The sequence below is a fragment of the Coleofasciculus sp. G1-WW12-02 genome (genome assembly GCF_040219735.1).
GTDB lineage: Bacteria > Cyanobacteriota > Cyanobacteriia > Cyanobacteriales > Coleofasciculaceae > Coleofasciculus.
Window position 1 is genome coordinate 1 of the sequence record NZ_JAVJRX010000029.1, and the last position, 18,382, is coordinate 18,382.

Genomic DNA, 18,382 nt, shown 5'->3' on the forward strand with positions numbered 1-18,382 from the left:
TCAAATCTTTGACACCATTTATCAAAGCAATTAGGCATCGCTGCTGGATGAGTCTCTTTCATGTCAAGTCCAGAAAACGTGAAAGACTTGCTACAAATACATTATAACCTGTTTTAGTTCTTTTTTTCGTTCAAGTCCCACTATTCTGAATTAGAAGCTCCCGTTATAGCGAAAGCTTAACGGGAGAGAACGTCACGAAACTGTCTTAGATTTAAAAGATTGCGGCGGTATTCTGGTTGCTGTTGGACCTCACGCCTCCACAACTCCCACAGCCACCTTGAAAAAGTTAGGGGTGGATGGTGTTGTTTTGGGAGAATGCGAGGATATTCTGCCTAAATTAAGTCAAGACTGGCAGAATGTATCCTCCATTTGCTACTGGGATGGGGAGAAACCCCGCATCCAAGGCAGTCTCAATGCCACCGATATGAATAGATTGCCAGCCTTACACTGGTCTAAGGATACCATCCAGAAGCATCATCACCATCACCACCGTTTTGACGCCCCCCCTATTGGTTTTGGTGCGGAAATGGAAACCTCACGCGGTTGTCCTTTTCACTGTTCATTCTGCGCCAAAGACAATTTCCGCGATCGCTATCGTAAGCGCCCTCTAGAGATAATTCTCGAAGAATTGGATGGTTTAATTGCTCAAGGTGTGGAATACGTCTATTTTATTGATGAGATTTTCTTACCCAATCGCACTTTACTTAAAGCATTAGTTGAGCGAAATGTCAAGTTTGGCGTACAGACCCGAATTGACCTGTGGACGCTACCTCTGTTGGAATTATTGGGGCGTGCGGGTTGCGTTTCCTTAGAAGCGGGTGTTGAGAGTATTTCGCCCGCCGGACGAGAATTGCTTGATAAACAGTGTAAGTTGTCTACCGATGAACTGACCAAGTTATTGATTTTTGCTAAGAAACATATTCCATTCGTTCAAGGGAATTTGTTAGATAGCAAAGTTGATGATTTAGAAGCTATTGCCGCTTGGCGTCAACATTTACAGCAAGCAGGGGTTTGGGCAAATAAACCGGTGCCAATGTTTCCCTATCCCGGTTCTCCTGACTATACTAAAAAATGGGGAATTCCCGATGAAAATGCCTGGGAAAGGGCGAATGAATATTACCTGAATGTTTATGCCGAGTTTAGCGATATTCAGGAACAACAGCCGCTTCCTTTATCTGAGTTGGAATTTGAGCCGCTGAGTTATAAAAAATGAGGTTCGTAGTAGGCACTTTAGTGCCATAAGCGCTAAAGCGCTTACTACAAACAATGAAGGTTACTATATCGACGCTTTAGCTGTCATAATTCATGATTCATGGTAATCATAAATTAACAATACCCAAACGCATTTTGATGACGGCTGACACTATCGGCGGTGTCTGGACTTATGCGTTAGAATTGGCAGCTGCTTTAAGAAAATATGAGATAGAAATCGCACTCTGTACCATGGGCGCACCGCTAACACCGCAGCAACGCACCGCCGTAGATGCTATTTCTAATGTGACAGTATTCCAGAGTCATTTTAAGCTGGAGTGGATGGATAATCCCTGGGATGATGTGCAACAAGCCGGGGAATGGTTGCTGCAATTGGGAGAACGGCTGAAGCCGGATGTGGTACATCTCAATGGCTATGCCCATGGTGCATTACCTTGGAGGATACCCGTTTTAGTAGTGGGACATTCCTGTGTTTTGTCGTGGTGGGAGGCGGTAAAAGGAGAAGCTGCACCCCCTAGCTGGGAGCCATACCGTCAGCAAGTCCGGCAGGGTTTACAATCAGCAGATAGGGTGATTGCGCCATCTGCGGCAATGCTGGCGGCACTTGAGCAGCATTATGGTACATTGGCGAATAAAAAAGTTGTGCCGAATGGTTGTAATCCCGATCAGTTTTATGTAGCCCAGAAACAAGACGTTATCTTCACGGCGGGGCGTTTGTGGGATGAGGCAAAGAATGTAGGACTATTAAAAGATATTGCGCCTGATTTATCTTGGTGTGTTTGTATTGCTGGGGAACAGCAGCATCCAGAGGAATCCCCCCAACCTTCCTTAAAAAGGGGGGCTATAGATAAGACGGATAAGAGGAATAAAACGGGTCAAAAGACTGTATGTTGGTTAGGGCGTCTGTCTGCTGAGGAAATGGCGTTTTGGTATGCTCGTGCTTCAATTTACGTATTACCTGCACGATATGAATCCTTTGGGTTATCGGTGCTGGAAGCAGCGCTGTCAGGATGTGCGCTGGTATTGGGAGATATTCCCAGCTTGCGGGAAATTTGGCAGAATGTGGCTGTATTTGTGCCACCGGATAATCGAGACGCCCTGAAAGATGCGATTGAGGGTTTAATTACAGATTCAGCCAAACGCCGTCAACTAGCCAGTTTAGCACGCGATCGCGCCCTGAAATTCACACCCCAACGCATGGCAAATAGCTATTTAAACACCTATCAAGCCTTGATTGACCAAAAATGACGCAAAACCCCTTACACATTGTTATGTTCTGTCATTCCCTGTTATCTGACTGGAATCACGGGAATGCTCACTTTTTACGCGGAATTGTGAGCGAGTTGCGATCGCGCGGTCATCAGGTTAGTGTTTATGAACCCCATGATGCTTGGAGTCTCCAAAATCTCTTAGCCGAACATGGGGATGCACCCATTGCCCAATTCAAAGCCATTTATCCGGGTTTAGAGAGTATCCGTTATCATCAGGACACCCTGGACTTGGATAAGGTGCTCGATGGTGCAGATTTAGTCATTGTCCACGAATGGAATAACCGGGAGTTCGTGGCTAGGATTGGCGAACATCGAGACAAGGTAGGTGGCTATCGGCTGTTATTTCACGATACTCATCATCGGTCAGTGAGCGATCGCGCCAGTATGGCAGCCTATAATCTTTCTAATTATGATGGAGTCCTAGCATTTGGCAGTATTATCCGCGACATTTATTTAACCGAGGGCTGGACAAAACAGGCTTGGACATGGCACGAAGCCGCCGATACTCGTATTTTCCACCCAATTACAGGGGTTGAATCAGTCGGCGATTTAGTCTGGATTGGCAATTGGGGAGATGAAGAACGAACGGCTGAGTTATACGAGTTTCTGATTGAACCCATCAAGGCGTTAGGAATAAAAGCAAAGGTACATGGAGTACGCTATCCTAAAGACGCGATCGCATCCCTCAACGCCGCAGGAATTGATTATGGGGAATGGTTGCCCAACTACGAAGTGCCGCAAGTCTTTGCTCGTTTTCGCGTTACCATACACGTTCCGCGACGCTTCTATACCCAAATCCTCCCTGGTATTCCCACAATTCGCGTCTTTGAAGCCCTCGCCTGTGGGATTCCCCTGATTTCAGCACCGTGGGACGATGTAGAGGGTTTATTTACACCCGGACAAGATTTTCTCATCGCTCACACGGGTGAGGAAATGCAGCAACACTTAAAAGACGTACTTCACGACCCAGATATAGCACAAAACCTTGCCCAAAACGGACGCCGTACCATCCTAGAGCGACATACCTGCGCTCATCGCGTGGATGAACTCTTGGACATTTACGCCACACTGCATTTCAGATAGCCTTGTTCCTAGGCTCTGCCTAGGAATGCTCCTGAGGAGGCTCTGCCTCCCGTAGTAAAGGTTCAATCAACTTAATATGACAAAAAAGATTAACATCGCCTTTTTCGGCTCCAGCTTAGTATCCGCTTACTGGAACGGTGCAGCCACCTACTATCGCGGTATTATCCGAGCCTTACACGAGCGCGGACATCAGATTACCTTCTACGAACCCGACGCTTATGAGCGCCAAAAGCACCGTGATATTCCTGACCCAGATTGGGCGAAGGTTGTCGTATACTCAGCAGAGGGAAATCAGGGGGTAAACCGCGCCCTTGAAGATGCCAGCAGCGCAGACTTAATAGTCAAAGCCAGTGGGATTGGCGTCTTTGATGAATACTTAGAAACGGCTGTTTTAGACATCAAAAAACCCGACGCCCTCGTCGCATTCTGGGATGTAGATGCACCAGCCACCCTTGACCGGGTGCAAAACAACTCTGCTGACCCTTTCCACCCTCTAATTCCCAACTATGACCTCATCCTCACCTACGGTGGCGGCGAACCCGTTATCAACGCTTATAAAGCCTTGGGAGCGCGTGAATGTATCCCGATTTACAATGCCCTTGATGCCACCACTCACTACCCCGTTTCTCCTGACTCTCGATTTGCGGGTGACCTAGGTTTCTTAGGGAACCGAATGCCAGACCGAGAGACTCGTGTTGAGGAATTTTTCTTTCGGGCAGCGGCTCAACTCCCTGACTATAAATTCATCTTAGGCGGTAATGGTTGGGGGAGTAAAGAAATGCCAGTCAATGTTAATTATCTGGGACATATTTATACTCGTGACCACAATGCCTTTAACTGTACACCCATAGCCGTTTTAAATATCAGTCGTGAAAGCATGGCACGCTATGGGTTTTCTCCAGCAACGCGAGTGTTTGAAGCAGCAGGAGCGGGGGCTTGTATTATTACCGATTTCTGGAAAGGGATAGAGCTATTTCTGGAACCGGAGCGGGAAATTCTTGTTGCTGAAAATGGTGATGAAGTTGCTGAAATTTTGCGCCAACTGACCCCGGAGAAAGCTAGCAAAATTGGGGATGCGGCTCGTCAGCGCGTTTTGGCTAAACACACCTACGCACATCGAGCTGAACAACTAGAAGCCATCCTATTTTCCGGCTTCGATTCCCGAAAAACTAATTCTTGATAAGCTTTAGCTACAAAACAAATCATTCAAGGGCAAACCCAATTGTAGGGTGGGCAATGCCCACCAGCCTTAAATCAGCAACATTGATCTTAAGTACAAGAGAGTAGATGTAGGTTAGGATATAGTCTGGCTTTCTCTGCCCTATGCCTTATAATTAAATATGTTGTCATAGTTAAATTGCACGATAGAAATAAATGATAACTAACTTTAAAATTGACGAAGAACTTCTTGAAGAAGCTCTTGCTTTGTGCGATCATTCAACAGCAGATTTGGTAATTGAAGCAGCTTTACGTGAATATATTCAACGCCGCAAAAAACTAAAAATTTTGGAGTTATTTGGAACTATAGATTATGAAGAGAATTATGATTATAAGCAACAAAGACAAATAAGATGAACGTTATTGTTGACACATCCGTTTGGTCACTTGCATTGCGGCGCAATACACCAGACGATAGGACTTCTATCGTTAATGTGCTGCGAGAGTTGATTGCAGATGGACGAGTCGTTTTACTGGGAGCAATTCGTCAAGAAGTGCTTTCTGGAATTCGCTACACGGAACAGTTCGTTAAATTACGAGACTATCTTCGTGCTTTTCCAGACTTGGAGATAACCACGAAAGACTATGAACTAGCCGCAGAATTTTTCAACACCTGTCGCCGTCATGGTATTCAAGGTTCAAATACTGATTTTCTCATCTGTGCAGTCGCTCATCATCGTGGCTACAGTCTTTTCACTTATTTCGATAATTGCGTTTAATTCGTTGGCTGTCTATAGTAGTATTAGTGAACCCAAAGGCTATCTCTAGCTTGAACTCAGGCTTACCTCACCATCTGGAGGACTTCCCATGGCGATTGCTACTGCTTACGGCAAACCTTTTATTCCCACAGAATCCGACACCAGGCACTCTCAACAGAGTAGTCGTATCCTTGCTTCTCATATTACCCCTGACAGTGCTACCCATCGTCTCAAAATTGTTGAAGATGACGGCAGTGAGCAAGATGTTGTTATTCCTGCTGCTGCCTTTCATTTGCTTATAGACATCCTGTCACAAATGGCTCAGGGAAATGCCATCTCCCTAATTCCTATCCATGCGGAACTTACAACTCAGGAAGCCGCAGACATCCTTAATGTTTCGCGTCCCTTCCTAGTGAAATTGCTCTCATCCGGTGAAATTCCCTATCGCAAAGTGGGACGACACCGCCGCATCCGCTTTGCCGATTTGATGAACTATAAAGAACAGATTGATAGTCAACGGATGCACGCCCTTGATGAACTCGCTGCTCAGGCTCAAGAGTTGAATATGGGCTATGAGTGACGTATGACATCCAACTTCACAGTCCTCTACGATTCCTGCGTCCTATACCCAGCTCCACTGCGAGATCTGCTGATGCAGTTAGCGCTGACTGACCTCTTCAGAGCTCGCTGGACAAATGCAATTCAAGAGGAATGGAGCCGTAACGTTCTTAAAAATCGCCCTGATTTAACGCTGGAGCAACTTACTCGCACCCAAGAGTTAATGAATAGCTATGTTCGTGATTGCCTAATCACGAATTATGAAGACTTAATTCCCTCCCTTCAATTGCCTGATCCAGATGATCGACATATCTTGGCAGCAGCAATTAAAGGAAATGTAAATGTAATCGTGACATTTAACCTTTCAGATTTCCCTGAATCTACACTCAATCAATATGAAATTGAAGCCCAGCATCCTGATGATTTCATCTCTGATTTGATTGATTTGAGACCAGGCAAGGTTGCTGAGGCAGCACAGATATGTCGGAAGCGACTCAAAAATCCACCCAAATCGGTTAATGAATACCTGGAAACCTTACTGAAACAGGGATTAACTGTTTCTGTGTCGATACTTCGAGAAATCGATGATGAGACTTAGTATAGCAACCGCCATAGCTGTTAGGACACATCATTTAGTAGAGACGTTCCGCCGGAACGTCTGGAACAACAGTTCGTTTGTCTTAATCGATGTGTCTACTGCTATACCAGAAATGCGCTTCCAATCCTCATGAGCTGATCTACGTCAATTAACTGTACTTATGTACGAATATTTCAGGTACAGGAGCGGTCACGTCCACTATTGGAGGCGCGATCACTCAAGCTTCATCAACTCTATCATCCAGATTTGCCATTTCTTTAGAGGCTTTTACCGTTTGGATAAAAGAGTTAATAATTCCTGCTTGCAGAATTTTATTGTTAACAGTGACATTTTCTGCAATTGTTTCTTTTTCCTCTTCTGATATCTCAATTTTATCAAGTTTATCAACGGCAGTTTGTAGTTTTTTCTTTAATTCCCTAACAAGAAATTCAATTTTTACAAATTCATCTTTTGTAATTGTATTATTGTGCGCGACTTTACATCTTAATTGATAAAGCTCTTCCCATTTCTTTTGTAACTGACTATCTTCATACTCAACTAAGTCTGAAAAATATCTTTGCCAATTTGATTTAGGAATGAAATTGTTTAGTTCATCAATACTTAAGTCTTCAGGACGTTTAGCTTTTTTTATTTTATTGTAAAGTTCGTCAATAGCTTGATTATGATAAGGTTTAAACAAAAAATCCGATAAATGAATGAAATCAACTTTATATAAAAAATTATTCAATTCTTTCCTATCTCTAGCTTTATTAGTTTCAATAACTGATTTTACCTCTTTGGGTAAAGTTTCCTTTTCCCAATTAACTCCTACATTGGTAATCATAAATTTAGTCAGCAACTTTCGCATAAGATTTTCTATCTCATGGATCAGGGGATAGGCTTGGAGCGAATAGTAAGCCGAAATATCATCCCACAGGCAATTAAGTTGTATAGAAAAAGCATAAAATACTGTTCTAATACTTTTGAGAAATTGTTCAGTTGACCCAAGCTTGTATTATCCCCAGGAATGTGATCAAACCTGGAATCTGGGGTATATGGGTACTTACAGTGATGACCGACAACCGCCCTTGGAACGCTTACTCTTAGAACCCGCCCGTCAGTGGGGAGAAGGGCGCTTTGTGGTTGCAGGTCCTCAATATCCTGATACCATTCAGTGGTCGAGTAATGTGGAGCGAATTGAACATCTCCCACCGGCTGAACATCAACGCTTTTATAGTGCCCAGCAGTTTACGTTGAATATTACCAGAGCGGATATGGTGCGGGCGGGATATTCCCCCAGTGTGCGTCTGTTTGAAGCGGCGGCTTGCGGAACGCCGATTATCAGCGATTATTGGCAAGGATTGGAGACGATTTTTGAGATTGACAAGGAAATCCTGGTGGCTTACTCTCCAGAAGACGTTCTCGACTATTTGCGGGAAATACCTGACTCAGAACGTCGTGCTATTGGTTTTCGCGCCCGTAAGCGCGTCCTAGCAGAACATACGGCTGCTCATCGCGCCTTAGAATTAGAACAGTATATTATGGCAGCGAGATGATCAAATCTTCAGATTTCTCTGACTCATGAGGGATGACAGGAATCTAGATAGGTTTGATAGGGTTATCAGTTATGAAGATAGCCTAGTATTGGATGATCAATCCCCCTAAATCGGAAAATTTACCAGACGCGATCGCACAACTCGCCCCTTGGTTCCACAACCTCCATCTCCCCAATGGCACTCAAACCGCACCCAATCATTTCCTGGGTGATTTTCCGGCGTTTAAATGGCAGCAACTTGCCCCCCACCTACCGGAAAAATTAGACGGCTGGCGGGTTTTGGATATTGGCTGTAATGCTGGATTCTATAGTTTTGAACTTGCCCGTCGTGGTGCAATAGTAACCGGGATTGACCATGATGTCCATTATCTGGCACAAGCTCAATGGGCGCTTAAGCAATTTGACTTAGCGGATCGGGTTGAGTTTAAGCAAATGCAAGTTTATGACTTAGCTCACATTGAGGAATCCTTTGACCTAGTTTTGTTTATGGGGGTTTTCTATCACCTACGCTATCCCTTACTTGCCCTAGATATTGTGGCACAGAAGGTTAAACGCTTGTTGGTATTCCAAACCCTCAGCTTACCTGGTGAAGATATTTCCCAGGATACAGGCGATCGCCAAATTAATGATCGCGAGGCTTTAAATCAACTAGGGTGGCCCAAAATGGCGTTTATTGAACATCACTTTGCTGGTGATCCTACGAATTGGTGGATTCCTAATCATGCGGGGATTGAGGCGATGCTACGTTCGAGTGGTTTACAGGTTATCGGGTATCCGGGACACGAGATTTATTTATGCCAACCCGATCCGTCTAATCCGGCTTGCGTCAAGTCTTGGAATCAAAAAGAATTACTGGCGGCTACGGGAAAACCATGGCATTTGGCTTAGAGTCAGTTAAAGCAAAGTTCAACGCGATCGCGCCACCCTACGCTCACATCCCCAATCAGTGATTAAGCCCATACCACTAAGGATAATGGATGCGCGATCGCGTGGAATCAGTAGCCAAGTGAAACCTAATTGTTAATAGGATTACGCTGTTGACAATTTAAATATTATATGTTAATAGATGCTCCTCAAGCTGAATCCCAGAGAAACTTTGTATTAGTCCTGTTTATCGTGAAGATTTGGTATATCTGTGTTTCACCTCTTCTCAAACCTTTACCAAACTTAATACAATGTAACCAACAGTAACGATAGGCATATATCCTTAGTCATGATTGGCAGTCAGATTCCCTGGATAACGACGATTATTGTATTGCCGCTGCTGGCATCCCTAGCGATTCCTCTAATCCCTGACAAAGAAGGTAAAACCGTCCGCTGGTATGCCCTAGGGGTTGGCATGGCAAACTTCCTCCTCACCATCCATGCCTTTTGGCGTCACTACGATTTACAAAATTCTCAGTTCCAACTCCAAGAAACCTATTCCTGGATTTCCCAATTAGGCTTAAACTGGTCAGTCGGCGTAGATGGACTCTCAATGCCCCTGATTGCACTATCGGGCTTAGTCACCACCCTCGCCATCCTGGCATCTTGGAAAGTCAACCGTAAGCCTCGTTTGTTTTATGCCCTGATGCTGGTGATGTACAGCGCCCAGATTGGCGTCTTCGCGGCTCAGGACTTATTATTATTCTTCTTAATGTGGGAACTAGAACTAATTCCCGTGTATCTGCTGATTTCCATCTGGGGTGGAGAAAAGCGCCTCTATGCCGCAACCAAGTTTATCCTTTATACTGCCGCAGGTTCTATATTCATTCTCATCGCCGCATTAGCCATGGCATTCTACGGCGACACCGTTACCTTTGATATGCAACAGCTAGCCCAGAAACATTACCCAATTGGGATGGAATTGGCGGTATATGTAGGCTTCTTAATTGCTTATGGCGTAAAATTACCGATTTTTCCCTTACATACCTGGTTACCCGATGCTCACTCTCAAGCCTCTGCCCCTGTCTCGATGATTTTAGCGGGTGTGTTGCTGAAAATGGGGGGTTACGGATTGATCCGGATGAATATGGAAATGCTCCCGGATGCCCATATTCGCTTTGCCCCGGTACTGGCTGTTTTAGGCGTCGTCAATATTATCTATGGGGCATTGACTGCCTTTGCTCAAGATAACCTGAAACGGCGCTTAGCGTATTCTTCCATTTCGCACATGGGATTTGTCCTGGTTGGTATTGCCTCCTTTACAGCGTTAGGCACCAATGGCGCGATGCTACAAATGATCTCTCACGGATTGATTGCCGCCGCGTTATTCTTCCTGTCGGGTGTCACCTATGATCGCACCCATACTCTGGAAATGGAAAATATGGGCGGTATGGCAAAACAAATGCCTAAAGTATTTGCCCTGTTCACGGCTGGTGCTATGGCGTCTCTAGCATTACCGGGAATGAGTGGGTTTGTGGGAGAATTGTCTATCTTCCTCGGCATGTCTACTAGCGATGCCTATAACTCATCCTTTAAAGTGGTCATGGTGCTGCTAGCCGCCGTGGGATTAATCCTCACTCCTATCTATCTACTCTCCATGCTGCGCCAAGTGTTCTATGGCACAGCTAAAGCGGAATTGGCGATGGATAATTATTTTGGAGATGCCAACCCACGGGAAATATTTGTCGCCCTGTGCTTGTTAATCCCAATTGTCTGCATTGGTTTATATCCCAAAGTTGCTACCCAAACCTATGATGTCAAAACCGTGGCGGTAACGGCTCAAGTGCGTGAAGCTCTGCCAGTCGTTGCTCAAGAACGGACAAACCTGTATTCTGGTAAATTCAACAGTTTCGCGAGAGTCCCCACCCTCGAAGCGAGTGCGCGTTCAGCAAACGATGCTTAGGGTGGGGAGGGATAGCGGGATGCCGGAGGGGCGAAGGCATCCAAATACTTGTCGCTAGTTCACGAGAGTGTTAATATAGAACAAGTTCGTGAAAGTGTTATGCAACAAGTCCTAACTGCCAAATTAAAACTAGAAGTCACCCAGGAGCAAAAAGAACAACTCCGGGTGACTTCTTTGGCATATAGGGATGCACTGAATTATACGTCCGGTGTTGCCTTTGAGATGGGTAAAACATACAACGGCACGAAAATTCAGAAACAAGTGTATTACATACTTCGCGAAAAGTTTAATCTTCCATCTCAGATGGCTTGTAACGTTCCCCGACAGGTGGGGGCAACATACAAATCTTTGCGAACAAAGTTGAAGCAAAACGAGGAGGCAATTAAAGCAGGTCGCACTCCTAAGCGGTACAAAGGATTAGATGTACCGCCTAAATTTGTTTCCAGAACCTGCACCTTAAACTACCAGAAAGATTATTCATTCGCTAAAGATGGTCAGGTGGGTATTACCACTACGACGGGTCGCATCAAAGTGAGCTACAAAGGCTACTCCAAGCATCTAGAAATGATTCAGTCTGGAGTAGCAAAGATTGGAGCTGGAAAGATTTGGTACTCTAAACCGACTAAGACCTACTACCTGCTAGTTAGTATGGAATTAGAAGTACCAGACCTGACCCCCAATGACATTAATAGAGTCGTTGGAGTGGATGTAGGGCAACGGTATATTGCTGTTGCAGCAGATACTCGCAACAAGACTCAGTTTTTCAGTGGCTCTCATGTGAGACATACGGCTTCTCGTTATGTAAAAGCGAGAAAGTCCTTACAGCGTAGAGGCACCCGTAGTGCAACTCGTAGATTGGTTGCATTGTCTGGACGGGAGAGACGGTTCATCGCTGACACGAATCACTGTATTGCCAACCAAGTGGTAACACCTGAAACCTTGATTGGATTGGAGAATTTAACCCACATCCGAGAGCGGACAAGACAGAAGAAAAAAGGCAAAAAAGCATCCAAGAAACAACGCAGGGCTAATAGCAATAGAGCTAAATGGTCATTTGCCGAACTACACGGCTTCATTGACTACAAAGCTGTTCTCAAAGGGAGTCTTGCCGTTAAAGTGGATGCTCATTACACTTCTCAGGCTTGTCCGCACTGCGGTCACACATCTAAAGAAAATAGACCCAATAAAGGTCTAACTTTTGTGTGTCAGCAATGTGGTTATACTCTCCATGCCGATTTAGTGGGTGCTAGAAATGTTGCACTTAGAGTGTTGCTCTCTCGCCAAGAGTGGGAGAGTACGGGGCGTATTTCAGCCGTCCCTGATGTATCTGGTGATGAAACCAAAACTGATTGCCGCTTAAGGTATTCAGGGCTGAGGTGGAGCCAAGATGCAATCCCCAACTTCAACGAAGTGACACCTCAAGGCGGAACGGAGTAAGTTGGGGTAGTTGAAGGAATTGATAATGCGATCGCGGCGTTGCAGGCGCAGTTAGAGCAAAAACAGCAACAGCTACAGCCTCTCGCCAAACCCAAGCAACCCTTAAGGTTAGCTGACGAGGTTGAGATAGCCACTCAACAGGCTTATGATCATGCCAATCGGATTAATGAACTCGCCACAGAACTGGTGGAAGAACTTAGGGCTTTAAAATCGATCGCCAATGATATGAGTTCCAGCTATTGGCAGTTGCATCACAAGCCATTTATTACCGGGTTTAAGGGTACGTCTGTTCCCTATCTGCGAGCAGATCAGGGGGTTTTAATGATTGGCAAAGTCATTATTTAGGGGTTGCTGAATAAGAACTGTTGTAGAGACGTTCCGCCGGAACGTCTCTACTAAATGATGTGTCCTAACCGCTATGGCGGTTGCTATAATTGAGACAAACAGTATCTGAGTCCTATCAAATCGTGTAAATGGTGGCAATAATCCCCCAAAAAGTTGACAATACTCTGATTTAGGGTGTTTCTAATCCTTTAAAGTTTGAGAATTTTTTTGACATCACTTCTAAGTTCTCCATAGAGCTTCAAAAAATTCTCTGGTATATAACTATAGTATTGACACCAGCGCTCATTAATATCACTAGATTGCCGATGAATCGGCATTTTAATTTCGTAGATCTCAGGCAAAGAACCAATTTTAATGAAACTTATTAATCCTCGAATTGTCTCTTCAAAGGATTGAATAAAATCCTCGTATACAATTTCATAAAAATCCACATAATTTTTGGCAAAAAACTTTCTCCACTTTTGGTTGCGAGCCTCAATTCCCTGCTTATATCTGTAGATATTCAAAGGTTTAAAAGCTAAATTTTTAGGTGCTTCGGAGATCAGATTTTCATCAGTTTTGACCCATTTTTGCGTTTGGTAAGCAATTTCAGTAGATACGGCTTGTTTGACTAAATTTCTACGCCATATATAGATAAAATAAGGATTAGGAAATATAGTCGAAATTATTTCCCAATCAGATTGCCTGCTCAAGCCCAAGTATTTTCGGGCTAAATTGATAAAATTCCGGAAATGCTCCCAGTGAATTTTTATGCCAAAAATTCCATTTTGGCTTGTCCCTTTCTGAAGTACTTGAGAAAGGTAATCTTGAAAACTGTTGGCACTATCTTGAGCAATATACTTTTCAATTTTAGCCGGATGAAAATACTCCAATGGTTTCCCACAAAAGCCTAGATCGCTTAGCGTTGAACATAAGAGAGTGCTGCCTGATCGTCCTGTGGAACAAACAATGTAACTTTTGTTGATCATAACTAATTTTAAAGAAATTATTCTCTATATTATTAGCCCACTAATTGCAAACCAACGTGTTTAATAAAAGCATACCAATCTTGACTAAAGCCTTTAAATTCAACATCCTTGAGGGTAAATTTTATGTGAGAATCTTCAATTGGCAACGATACCATATTATAGGCATCAGGTTTATTGGTTAATAGCACCAGTTCAGTCCCGGCGGGAATCGGTTGCAGGGCATTTGGACTTAGATACATAGATTGAACCGGGGCACGCTTAACTACGGTATCCACGTTAAAAACAATTTTGATCAACCCCCCTTGAGGCGGCAATGTTTTTCGGTAAACCATCATTTTGACAACATCTTTTTCTATTTGCTTTGAGAGCATCTGTGCCACCGTTTCTGTTGGTCTCAGGGGTTCTTTGGTGATTTGAACATGGTCAATAAACGCATACCAGTTTAAACTTCTGCCCTGAAAGCCAATATCCTGGAAACTGATCCGAATATGTCGGGTTAGATCTGGGGGAGTGTAGGATTGTAGGACTAATAGGGTGCTAGCAGGAATGGGCTGAAGTTTATAGCTTGGCAGTAAACTTGATTGAATGGGTTCTTGTTTAAGAATTGTATCTTGGGTAGACAGCATTCGGACTAAGCTAACCATAGTTTGATAGTTCCTTTAATTGTCATTCGTCATTTGTAAAATTATGCCCACTCTTAACACTTGATCGGGGCGGGTTTAGTTGCATCTGGGTGAGGCAATAAATGATAATAGTGAAACCCGCCCCTACACAAATTCTTTCCCTTCATTCTTAGGAAATACTGCCACGCTTGCGGGCTTCTTTGTAGGATATTCCCACATTTCTTAACCCAGCGCGAATCATCTGCTGTTCTAATAAGCTAAAAAAGCGGACGCGATCGCCTCCTCGAACCACAGCCTGATTATGGGCTTCTGCTATAGCAATGGGATAGCCATAGCCTTTGTAAACCTGTGCCAGCATTAAACTTAGAGATTGATTGAATAACATAGTATCCTGTGCTACCCATTCTGGGACTTCGATGCGGGCAATTTCTGTACCAACGTGAACATAGCAGAAATAAATCCGGTGATGATCGTATAGATCCAAAATTCGCACCGAACTGCGAAATAAAGGACTACGTTGTCCGGGTTCAAGTAAACTCGACCAAAGCATCGTATCACGTAAGGGTTCAACAACCTGACAAGGCAATTTATCAGTAACAGAGGCGCAATGGTTGATACAGTTGGGGGTGTCATAAGCACAGGCTTGTAACCGGAGAAAATGCAGGGCTTCGTTGCTGCGAGACGCACTCAAATAGCCCATCAGCGGTACATTGACTGATCGCAACTGATCCCAAGCCGCTAGAATCGGGGGAAGGATGCGATCGCGCGCTTCTGTGGGTAAGGATTCCAGAAACCAGTAAATCAGTGATCCATCCACCATCGCCAGATTAGGAATATCAAAGTGAGAACCTGGCGGATTGACCCAGCGACACGCCATTTCTGCCAATACCGATACCTCAGACACAGTGCGACGATACCCCATCCATTCCTCGGTACGAATCCCCCATTGGCGGGATATATATAAATCTTCCGGTCGGTAAAAGACTTCGGGTAGGCTATCCAAGAGCGGGTGTAAACTCTGCCCATAGTGCAACATCACCCGACCGACATTAATTAAATAACAATAGGCGATTTCGTGATGGGAGGGAGACATTTGAGACCCATCGGTGGCAAAAACCGTATGGCTTTCGGGAGGGGAATCCAGATCAAGGCGAGTATCCAGGGGTTCGACGGGAACAGCCGCCGTAAAGGTTATGCGATCGCGCCATTGCTGGTGGGATTGAATCAGCTCATCTTGTCGGCGATTAGTCTCCAGCAGCAGCTTTTGCGCCAGTTCCCAGCGTTGGCGACTTGCTAGCGCCTCCCCTTTCAGGTGCTGGCTAATTCCAGGGATTTGTTTCGCGAGTTTCGTGAGATCGAGCATATAATTATAGTCATCCCGGCAGAATAAGTATCATTATTTTATTTTTATTTAGTATTTTCGGTAATAATAATTCAAACTATTGCTTAAACCAGCCAAATACCGACTCTTCAGTTAATTAGTGTATCCAATTTTACAATTATCAACTTCATTTAGGATAAACTTCACGCGGTAAATATTAAGTTATATAAAAAAAACTTGCATTTATCGCGATAGTCATCCTAGAGTCAACACAATCCAATTAATATTCATGAGAGTATTGTGGAATCCAGGTAGAAAAAGCTCGATAACTGCGACTTAATTTAGCTCAAAGTTGTGTAGCGAATAATCGGAAAACTGTTTCCCATGAATAAGGAGATTTCAAATAAAAAATAAATTGATGCCGTTGGCATAAAGTTTGTTAATCAATAATACTGACGAGGTACACTATGGATGTTGCAACCCTTTCCAAACTTGGTGTAAAACATGCTGAAAATGCCGTAGCCGAATCCCTGCGGATTCAAACCGGATTAGATTGGACAAAGCCGGTTACGTTCTACGGGATTATCAATGAACGTTGTAATGTTAAATGTCGCCAGTGTGAGTATTGGCGACTCCCGAAATATAAGGACGAAATGACGGTAGAGGATTGGAAACGCGCCCTCCTCAGCATAAAAGACTTTGTGGGCGAGTATTCCATCAACTTTAGTGGCGGCGAACCTTATATCAAAAAAGGATTTCTCGACATACTGGCGTTTGCCAATAGCAATGGTATCCACTGCGGTGTGACCACAAATGGCTCATGCATGACCCAGGAAAACGCTGCCAAAACTGTAGCAGCGCGTCCCTTTAATGTAAATATGTCAGTGGATGCACCCAATGCAGAACTCCATGATTACCTGCGGGGTCAACCTGGTTTATTTACTAAGCTTTCTAACGGCATTAAGTATCTACGTCAGGAACAGGAAAAACAAGGCATAAGTTTTCCAATTATTGTCAAACCGACACTTAATCGCCTCAATTTCCGTTTAATGCCTGAACTGGTAGAATGGGCGCAACAGATTGGCGCTACGGCTGTTAATTTCCAGCCCGTCAATCTTTGGACACCAGAAACCTATAATGAACTGTGGCTCAAAACTGAAGACTATGAAGACTTTGCTCAGGTAATTGAGCGCCTGATTGAAATGAAGCAAAACGGTGCGCCGATTATGACGGGTGATGATGTTCTGCGGCTTTTCTTACCTCACTTCCGTGAAGAAAAGGCTCCTGAATCCGTTCGCCCCTGTCGAGTTGGGCTTCGCAATTTCTGGATTGAAACAGATGGGAATGTGAAACTCTGTAATGATTATCCAGTCATTGGTAATGTTAAACACCAGAGTGCTAAAGAAATCTGGTATGGAGAAAAAGCCAAAGAGATTCGCCAGCAGACATTGGACTGCGGTAAACTTTGTTTGATTACCTGCGTGTCGCAAAAAACGCTTAAGGATAAGGTTTTGATGGGAATGAAGCTACTGAAGAATTGACCAAAAATTAAGCGTATCCCTCGCCTAGAGAACAGAACTGTACTATGTTCTCAGGTCGAGGCGAGGGATTTCATTTTTGTTTCACATAACAGGTTCGCTAGAGACGTCCCGTACTTGGGGTGATAATAAAATTTTATTACAAATTTGCATAAAACTTTTACGCAGGTTTCATCAAATACGCCCGTTGCATATCCCTAGCGTTAATGGAGATTCTTACTCGATTTAGATTAAATTTTTTGGAAAAATCATTGAGTTTATCTTTGATTAGTTTATTTTTACTCATAACACCAAAATTATAAAAAAGCCTGTCTAGGGTTAGGGAACGACCAACATAGTCTAACTTCAGCATTGTCAAGCCAGCTTGAGTTGCCATTTTTTCTAGAGTCTGGCTGGTAAAAAAGTAAATATGTCCATTGCAACTTAGGCTTCTTTCTCTTTTGCCCAACAATTTGAACACTAATGTGTCGTATCTGGGCGTTTCTACGACAAAGACACCACCTGGCTTCAAGAGGCGATAAACTTCTTTAAAAGTCATAGATGGATTAGGTACATGCTCTATAACATGCATCATTAATACTACATCGACTGAATTATCGCTAATTTCTGCTTTTTCTAAGATGCTAGGAATAGCTTTTATGCCAAAATGAGATTCTGCATATTTACATGCACCTAAACTAGGTTCAACTCCCATCACATCCCATTCATCTTCTTTAAAAAAATTTAATAAGTAACCAAAACTACTGCCTATTTCCAGTAGTTTGCCTTTTTGGGGATAATATTCAGTCAGAAATTTTTTGGTTGATTCATAATCTTTAACCTGAAGTGATTCTTTTTCTAACTTTTGTCGATCTGGATTAGATAGAACCCAATCTGGATTCCACGTCTCGATCCCTACATGATCCGCATCTTTTGCCCTAGGGTTAGCATACATCAAGTTGCAACAGTTACACTGAACAATTTGACTGATTTGAGCTATACCAGGTTCAAACAAAATACTGTAGTCATCGCTACCGCAGAGATTGCATCTAACATATTGCATACCTCATCGCTCCTTACTTAGCTCAATCTTTTATGTCCATGATACATGGATTTGCACTAGACGTGACGTTCTTAAGCTAAAATTTAGCTTTTAAAAAGAGGGTGCAAGA

The 18,382-nt window shown here is 43.7% G+C and carries 19 protein-coding genes; 14 read left to right on the plus strand and 5 right to left on the minus strand.

What is annotated here, in order from left to right:
• The first annotated feature begins 232 nt into the window (after positions 1–232).
• From RID09_RS03700 to RID09_RS03735, 8 genes are all read left to right on the plus strand, one after another.
• Positions 233–1,213, plus strand: coding sequence for a TIGR04295 family B12-binding domain-containing radical SAM protein (locus RID09_RS03700; RefSeq protein ID WP_446334660.1), 981 nt, complete (start codon positions 233–235; stop codon positions 1,211–1,213).
• Between the two features lie 137 nt (positions 1,214–1,350).
• The gene (locus RID09_RS03705) at positions 1,351–2,460 is read left to right on the plus strand and encodes a glycosyltransferase family 4 protein (protein WP_446334601.1); all 1,110 of its coding nucleotides are present in this window, start codon (positions 1,351–1,353) and stop codon (positions 2,458–2,460) included.
• Entirely contained in the window at positions 2,457–3,566 is a 1,110-nt protein-coding gene (locus RID09_RS03710) for a CgeB family protein (protein ID WP_446334602.1), read from the plus strand. Before RID09_RS03705 ends, RID09_RS03710 begins: the two co-directional genes overlap by 4 nt.
• Positions 3,567–3,642: 76 nt before the next feature.
• Positions 3,643–4,746: a CgeB family protein gene (locus RID09_RS03715; RefSeq protein WP_446334603.1), complete on the plus strand. Its 1,104-nt coding sequence runs from the start codon at positions 3,643–3,645 to the stop codon at positions 4,744–4,746.
• A 194-nt stretch (positions 4,747–4,940) separates the two neighbouring features.
• Positions 4,941–5,141: a type II toxin-antitoxin system VapB family antitoxin gene (locus RID09_RS03720; protein ID WP_446334604.1), complete on the plus strand. Its 201-nt coding sequence runs from the start codon at positions 4,941–4,943 to the stop codon at positions 5,139–5,141.
• The gene (locus tag RID09_RS03725) at positions 5,138–5,503 is read left to right on the plus strand and encodes a PIN domain-containing protein (protein WP_446334605.1); all 366 of its coding nucleotides are present in this window, start codon (positions 5,138–5,140) and stop codon (positions 5,501–5,503) included. Before RID09_RS03720 ends, RID09_RS03725 begins: the two co-directional genes overlap by 4 nt.
• Before the next feature lie 88 nt (positions 5,504–5,591).
• Positions 5,592–6,062, plus strand: coding sequence for a helix-turn-helix domain-containing protein (locus RID09_RS03730; protein ID WP_446334606.1), 471 nt, complete (start codon positions 5,592–5,594; stop codon positions 6,060–6,062).
• Positions 6,063–6,065: 3 nt separating this feature from the next.
• Positions 6,066–6,638, plus strand: a complete 573-nt coding sequence (locus tag RID09_RS03735; protein ID WP_446334607.1) for a PIN domain-containing protein — start codon at positions 6,066–6,068, stop codon at positions 6,636–6,638.
• 217 nt (positions 6,639–6,855) lie between these two features.
• On the opposite strand, the gene RID09_RS03740 is transcribed toward RID09_RS03735, so the two are convergent.
• On the minus strand, positions 6,856–7,461 hold the full coding sequence (locus RID09_RS03740; protein ID WP_446334608.1) for a hypothetical protein: 606 nt from the start codon (positions 7,459–7,461) through the stop codon (positions 6,856–6,858).
• Between the two features lie 139 nt (positions 7,462–7,600).
• Here RID09_RS03740 and RID09_RS03745 point away from each other — a divergent pair, with 139 nt between their 5' ends.
• From RID09_RS03745 to RID09_RS03765, 5 genes are all read left to right on the plus strand, one after another.
• Entirely contained in the window at positions 7,601–8,173 is a 573-nt protein-coding gene (locus RID09_RS03745) for a CgeB family protein (RefSeq protein ID WP_446334609.1), read from the plus strand.
• A gap of 92 nt (positions 8,174–8,265) precedes the next feature.
• The gene (locus RID09_RS03750; protein WP_446334610.1) at positions 8,266–9,060 is read left to right on the plus strand and encodes a TIGR04290 family methyltransferase; all 795 of its coding nucleotides are present in this window, start codon (positions 8,266–8,268) and stop codon (positions 9,058–9,060) included.
• A gap of 328 nt (positions 9,061–9,388) precedes the next feature.
• Positions 9,389–10,999, plus strand: coding sequence for an NAD(P)H-quinone oxidoreductase subunit 4 (locus RID09_RS03755; RefSeq protein ID WP_446334661.1), 1,611 nt, complete (start codon positions 9,389–9,391; stop codon positions 10,997–10,999).
• Positions 11,000–11,098: 99 nt separating this feature from the next.
• The gene (locus tag RID09_RS03760; RefSeq protein WP_446334611.1) at positions 11,099–12,436 is read left to right on the plus strand and encodes an RNA-guided endonuclease InsQ/TnpB family protein; all 1,338 of its coding nucleotides are present in this window, start codon (positions 11,099–11,101) and stop codon (positions 12,434–12,436) included.
• Between the two features lie 39 nt (positions 12,437–12,475).
• Positions 12,476–12,781, plus strand: coding sequence for a hypothetical protein (locus RID09_RS03765; protein WP_446334612.1), 306 nt, complete (start codon positions 12,476–12,478; stop codon positions 12,779–12,781).
• Positions 12,782–12,969: 188 nt separating this feature from the next.
• On the opposite strand, the gene RID09_RS03770 is transcribed toward RID09_RS03765, so the two are convergent.
• From RID09_RS03770 to RID09_RS03780, 3 genes are all read right to left on the minus strand, one after another.
• Positions 12,970–13,749 carry a Stf0 family sulfotransferase gene (locus RID09_RS03770; protein WP_446334613.1) on the minus strand — a complete coding sequence of 260 codons (780 nt, stop codon included), beginning with the start codon at positions 13,747–13,749 and terminating at the stop codon, positions 12,970–12,972.
• A gap of 32 nt (positions 13,750–13,781) precedes the next feature.
• Positions 13,782–14,393: a hypothetical protein gene (locus tag RID09_RS03775; RefSeq protein ID WP_446334614.1), complete on the minus strand. Its 612-nt coding sequence runs from the start codon at positions 14,391–14,393 to the stop codon at positions 13,782–13,784.
• Between the two features lie 148 nt (positions 14,394–14,541).
• A complete protein-coding gene (locus tag RID09_RS03780) occupies positions 14,542–15,735 on the minus strand; it encodes a DNA double-strand break repair nuclease NurA (protein ID WP_446334615.1) in 1,194 nt (397 codons plus the stop codon).
• A 425-nt stretch (positions 15,736–16,160) separates the two neighbouring features.
• On the opposite strand from RID09_RS03780, the gene RID09_RS03785 reads away from it, so the two are divergent.
• Positions 16,161–17,234 carry a radical SAM/SPASM domain-containing protein gene (locus RID09_RS03785; RefSeq protein WP_446334616.1) on the plus strand — a complete coding sequence of 358 codons (1,074 nt, stop codon included), beginning with the start codon at positions 16,161–16,163 and terminating at the stop codon, positions 17,232–17,234.
• Positions 17,235–17,391: 157 nt separating this feature from the next.
• Here the strand turns inward: RID09_RS03785 and RID09_RS03790 are convergent, their stop codons facing one another.
• Positions 17,392–18,273, minus strand: a complete 882-nt coding sequence (locus tag RID09_RS03790; RefSeq protein ID WP_446334617.1) for a methyltransferase domain-containing protein — start codon at positions 18,271–18,273, stop codon at positions 17,392–17,394.
• Between the last annotated feature and the right edge of the window lie 109 nt (positions 18,274–18,382).

Bases quoted from the DNA above. Each gene is read 5' to 3' on its own strand.
- RID09_RS03715 (WP_446334603.1), top strand. From the start codon at position 3,643: ATGACAAAAAAGATTAACATCGCCTTTTTCGGCTCCAGCTTAGTATCC.
- RID09_RS03725 (WP_446334605.1), top strand. From the start codon at position 5,138: ATGAACGTTATTGTTGACACATCCGTTTGGTCACTTGCATTGCGGCGC.
- RID09_RS03735 (WP_446334607.1), top strand. From the start codon at position 6,066: ATGACATCCAACTTCACAGTCCTCTACGATTCCTGCGTCCTATACCCA.
- RID09_RS03705 (WP_446334601.1), top strand. From the start codon at position 1,351: ATGACGGCTGACACTATCGGCGGTGTCTGGACTTATGCGTTAGAATTG.
- RID09_RS03785 (WP_446334616.1), top strand. From the start codon at position 16,161: ATGGATGTTGCAACCCTTTCCAAACTTGGTGTAAAACATGCTGAAAAT.
- RID09_RS03710 (WP_446334602.1), top strand. From the start codon at position 2,457: ATGACGCAAAACCCCTTACACATTGTTATGTTCTGTCATTCCCTGTTA.
- RID09_RS03790 (WP_446334617.1), bottom strand. From the start codon at position 18,273: ATGCAATATGTTAGATGCAATCTCTGCGGTAGCGATGACTACAGTATT.
- RID09_RS03750 (WP_446334610.1), top strand. From the start codon at position 8,266: ATGATCAATCCCCCTAAATCGGAAAATTTACCAGACGCGATCGCACAA.
- RID09_RS03770 (WP_446334613.1), bottom strand. From the start codon at position 13,749: ATGATCAACAAAAGTTACATTGTTTGTTCCACAGGACGATCAGGCAGC.
- RID09_RS03720 (WP_446334604.1), top strand. From the start codon at position 4,941: ATGATAACTAACTTTAAAATTGACGAAGAACTTCTTGAAGAAGCTCTT.
- RID09_RS03740 (WP_446334608.1), bottom strand. From the start codon at position 7,461: ATGATTACCAATGTAGGAGTTAATTGGGAAAAGGAAACTTTACCCAAA.
- RID09_RS03780 (WP_446334615.1), bottom strand. From the start codon at position 15,735: ATGCTCGATCTCACGAAACTCGCGAAACAAATCCCTGGAATTAGCCAG.
- RID09_RS03730 (WP_446334606.1), top strand. From the start codon at position 5,592: ATGGCGATTGCTACTGCTTACGGCAAACCTTTTATTCCCACAGAATCC.
- RID09_RS03760 (WP_446334611.1), top strand. From the start codon at position 11,099: ATGCAACAAGTCCTAACTGCCAAATTAAAACTAGAAGTCACCCAGGAG.
- RID09_RS03775 (WP_446334614.1), bottom strand. From the start codon at position 14,393: ATGGTTAGCTTAGTCCGAATGCTGTCTACCCAAGATACAATTCTTAAA.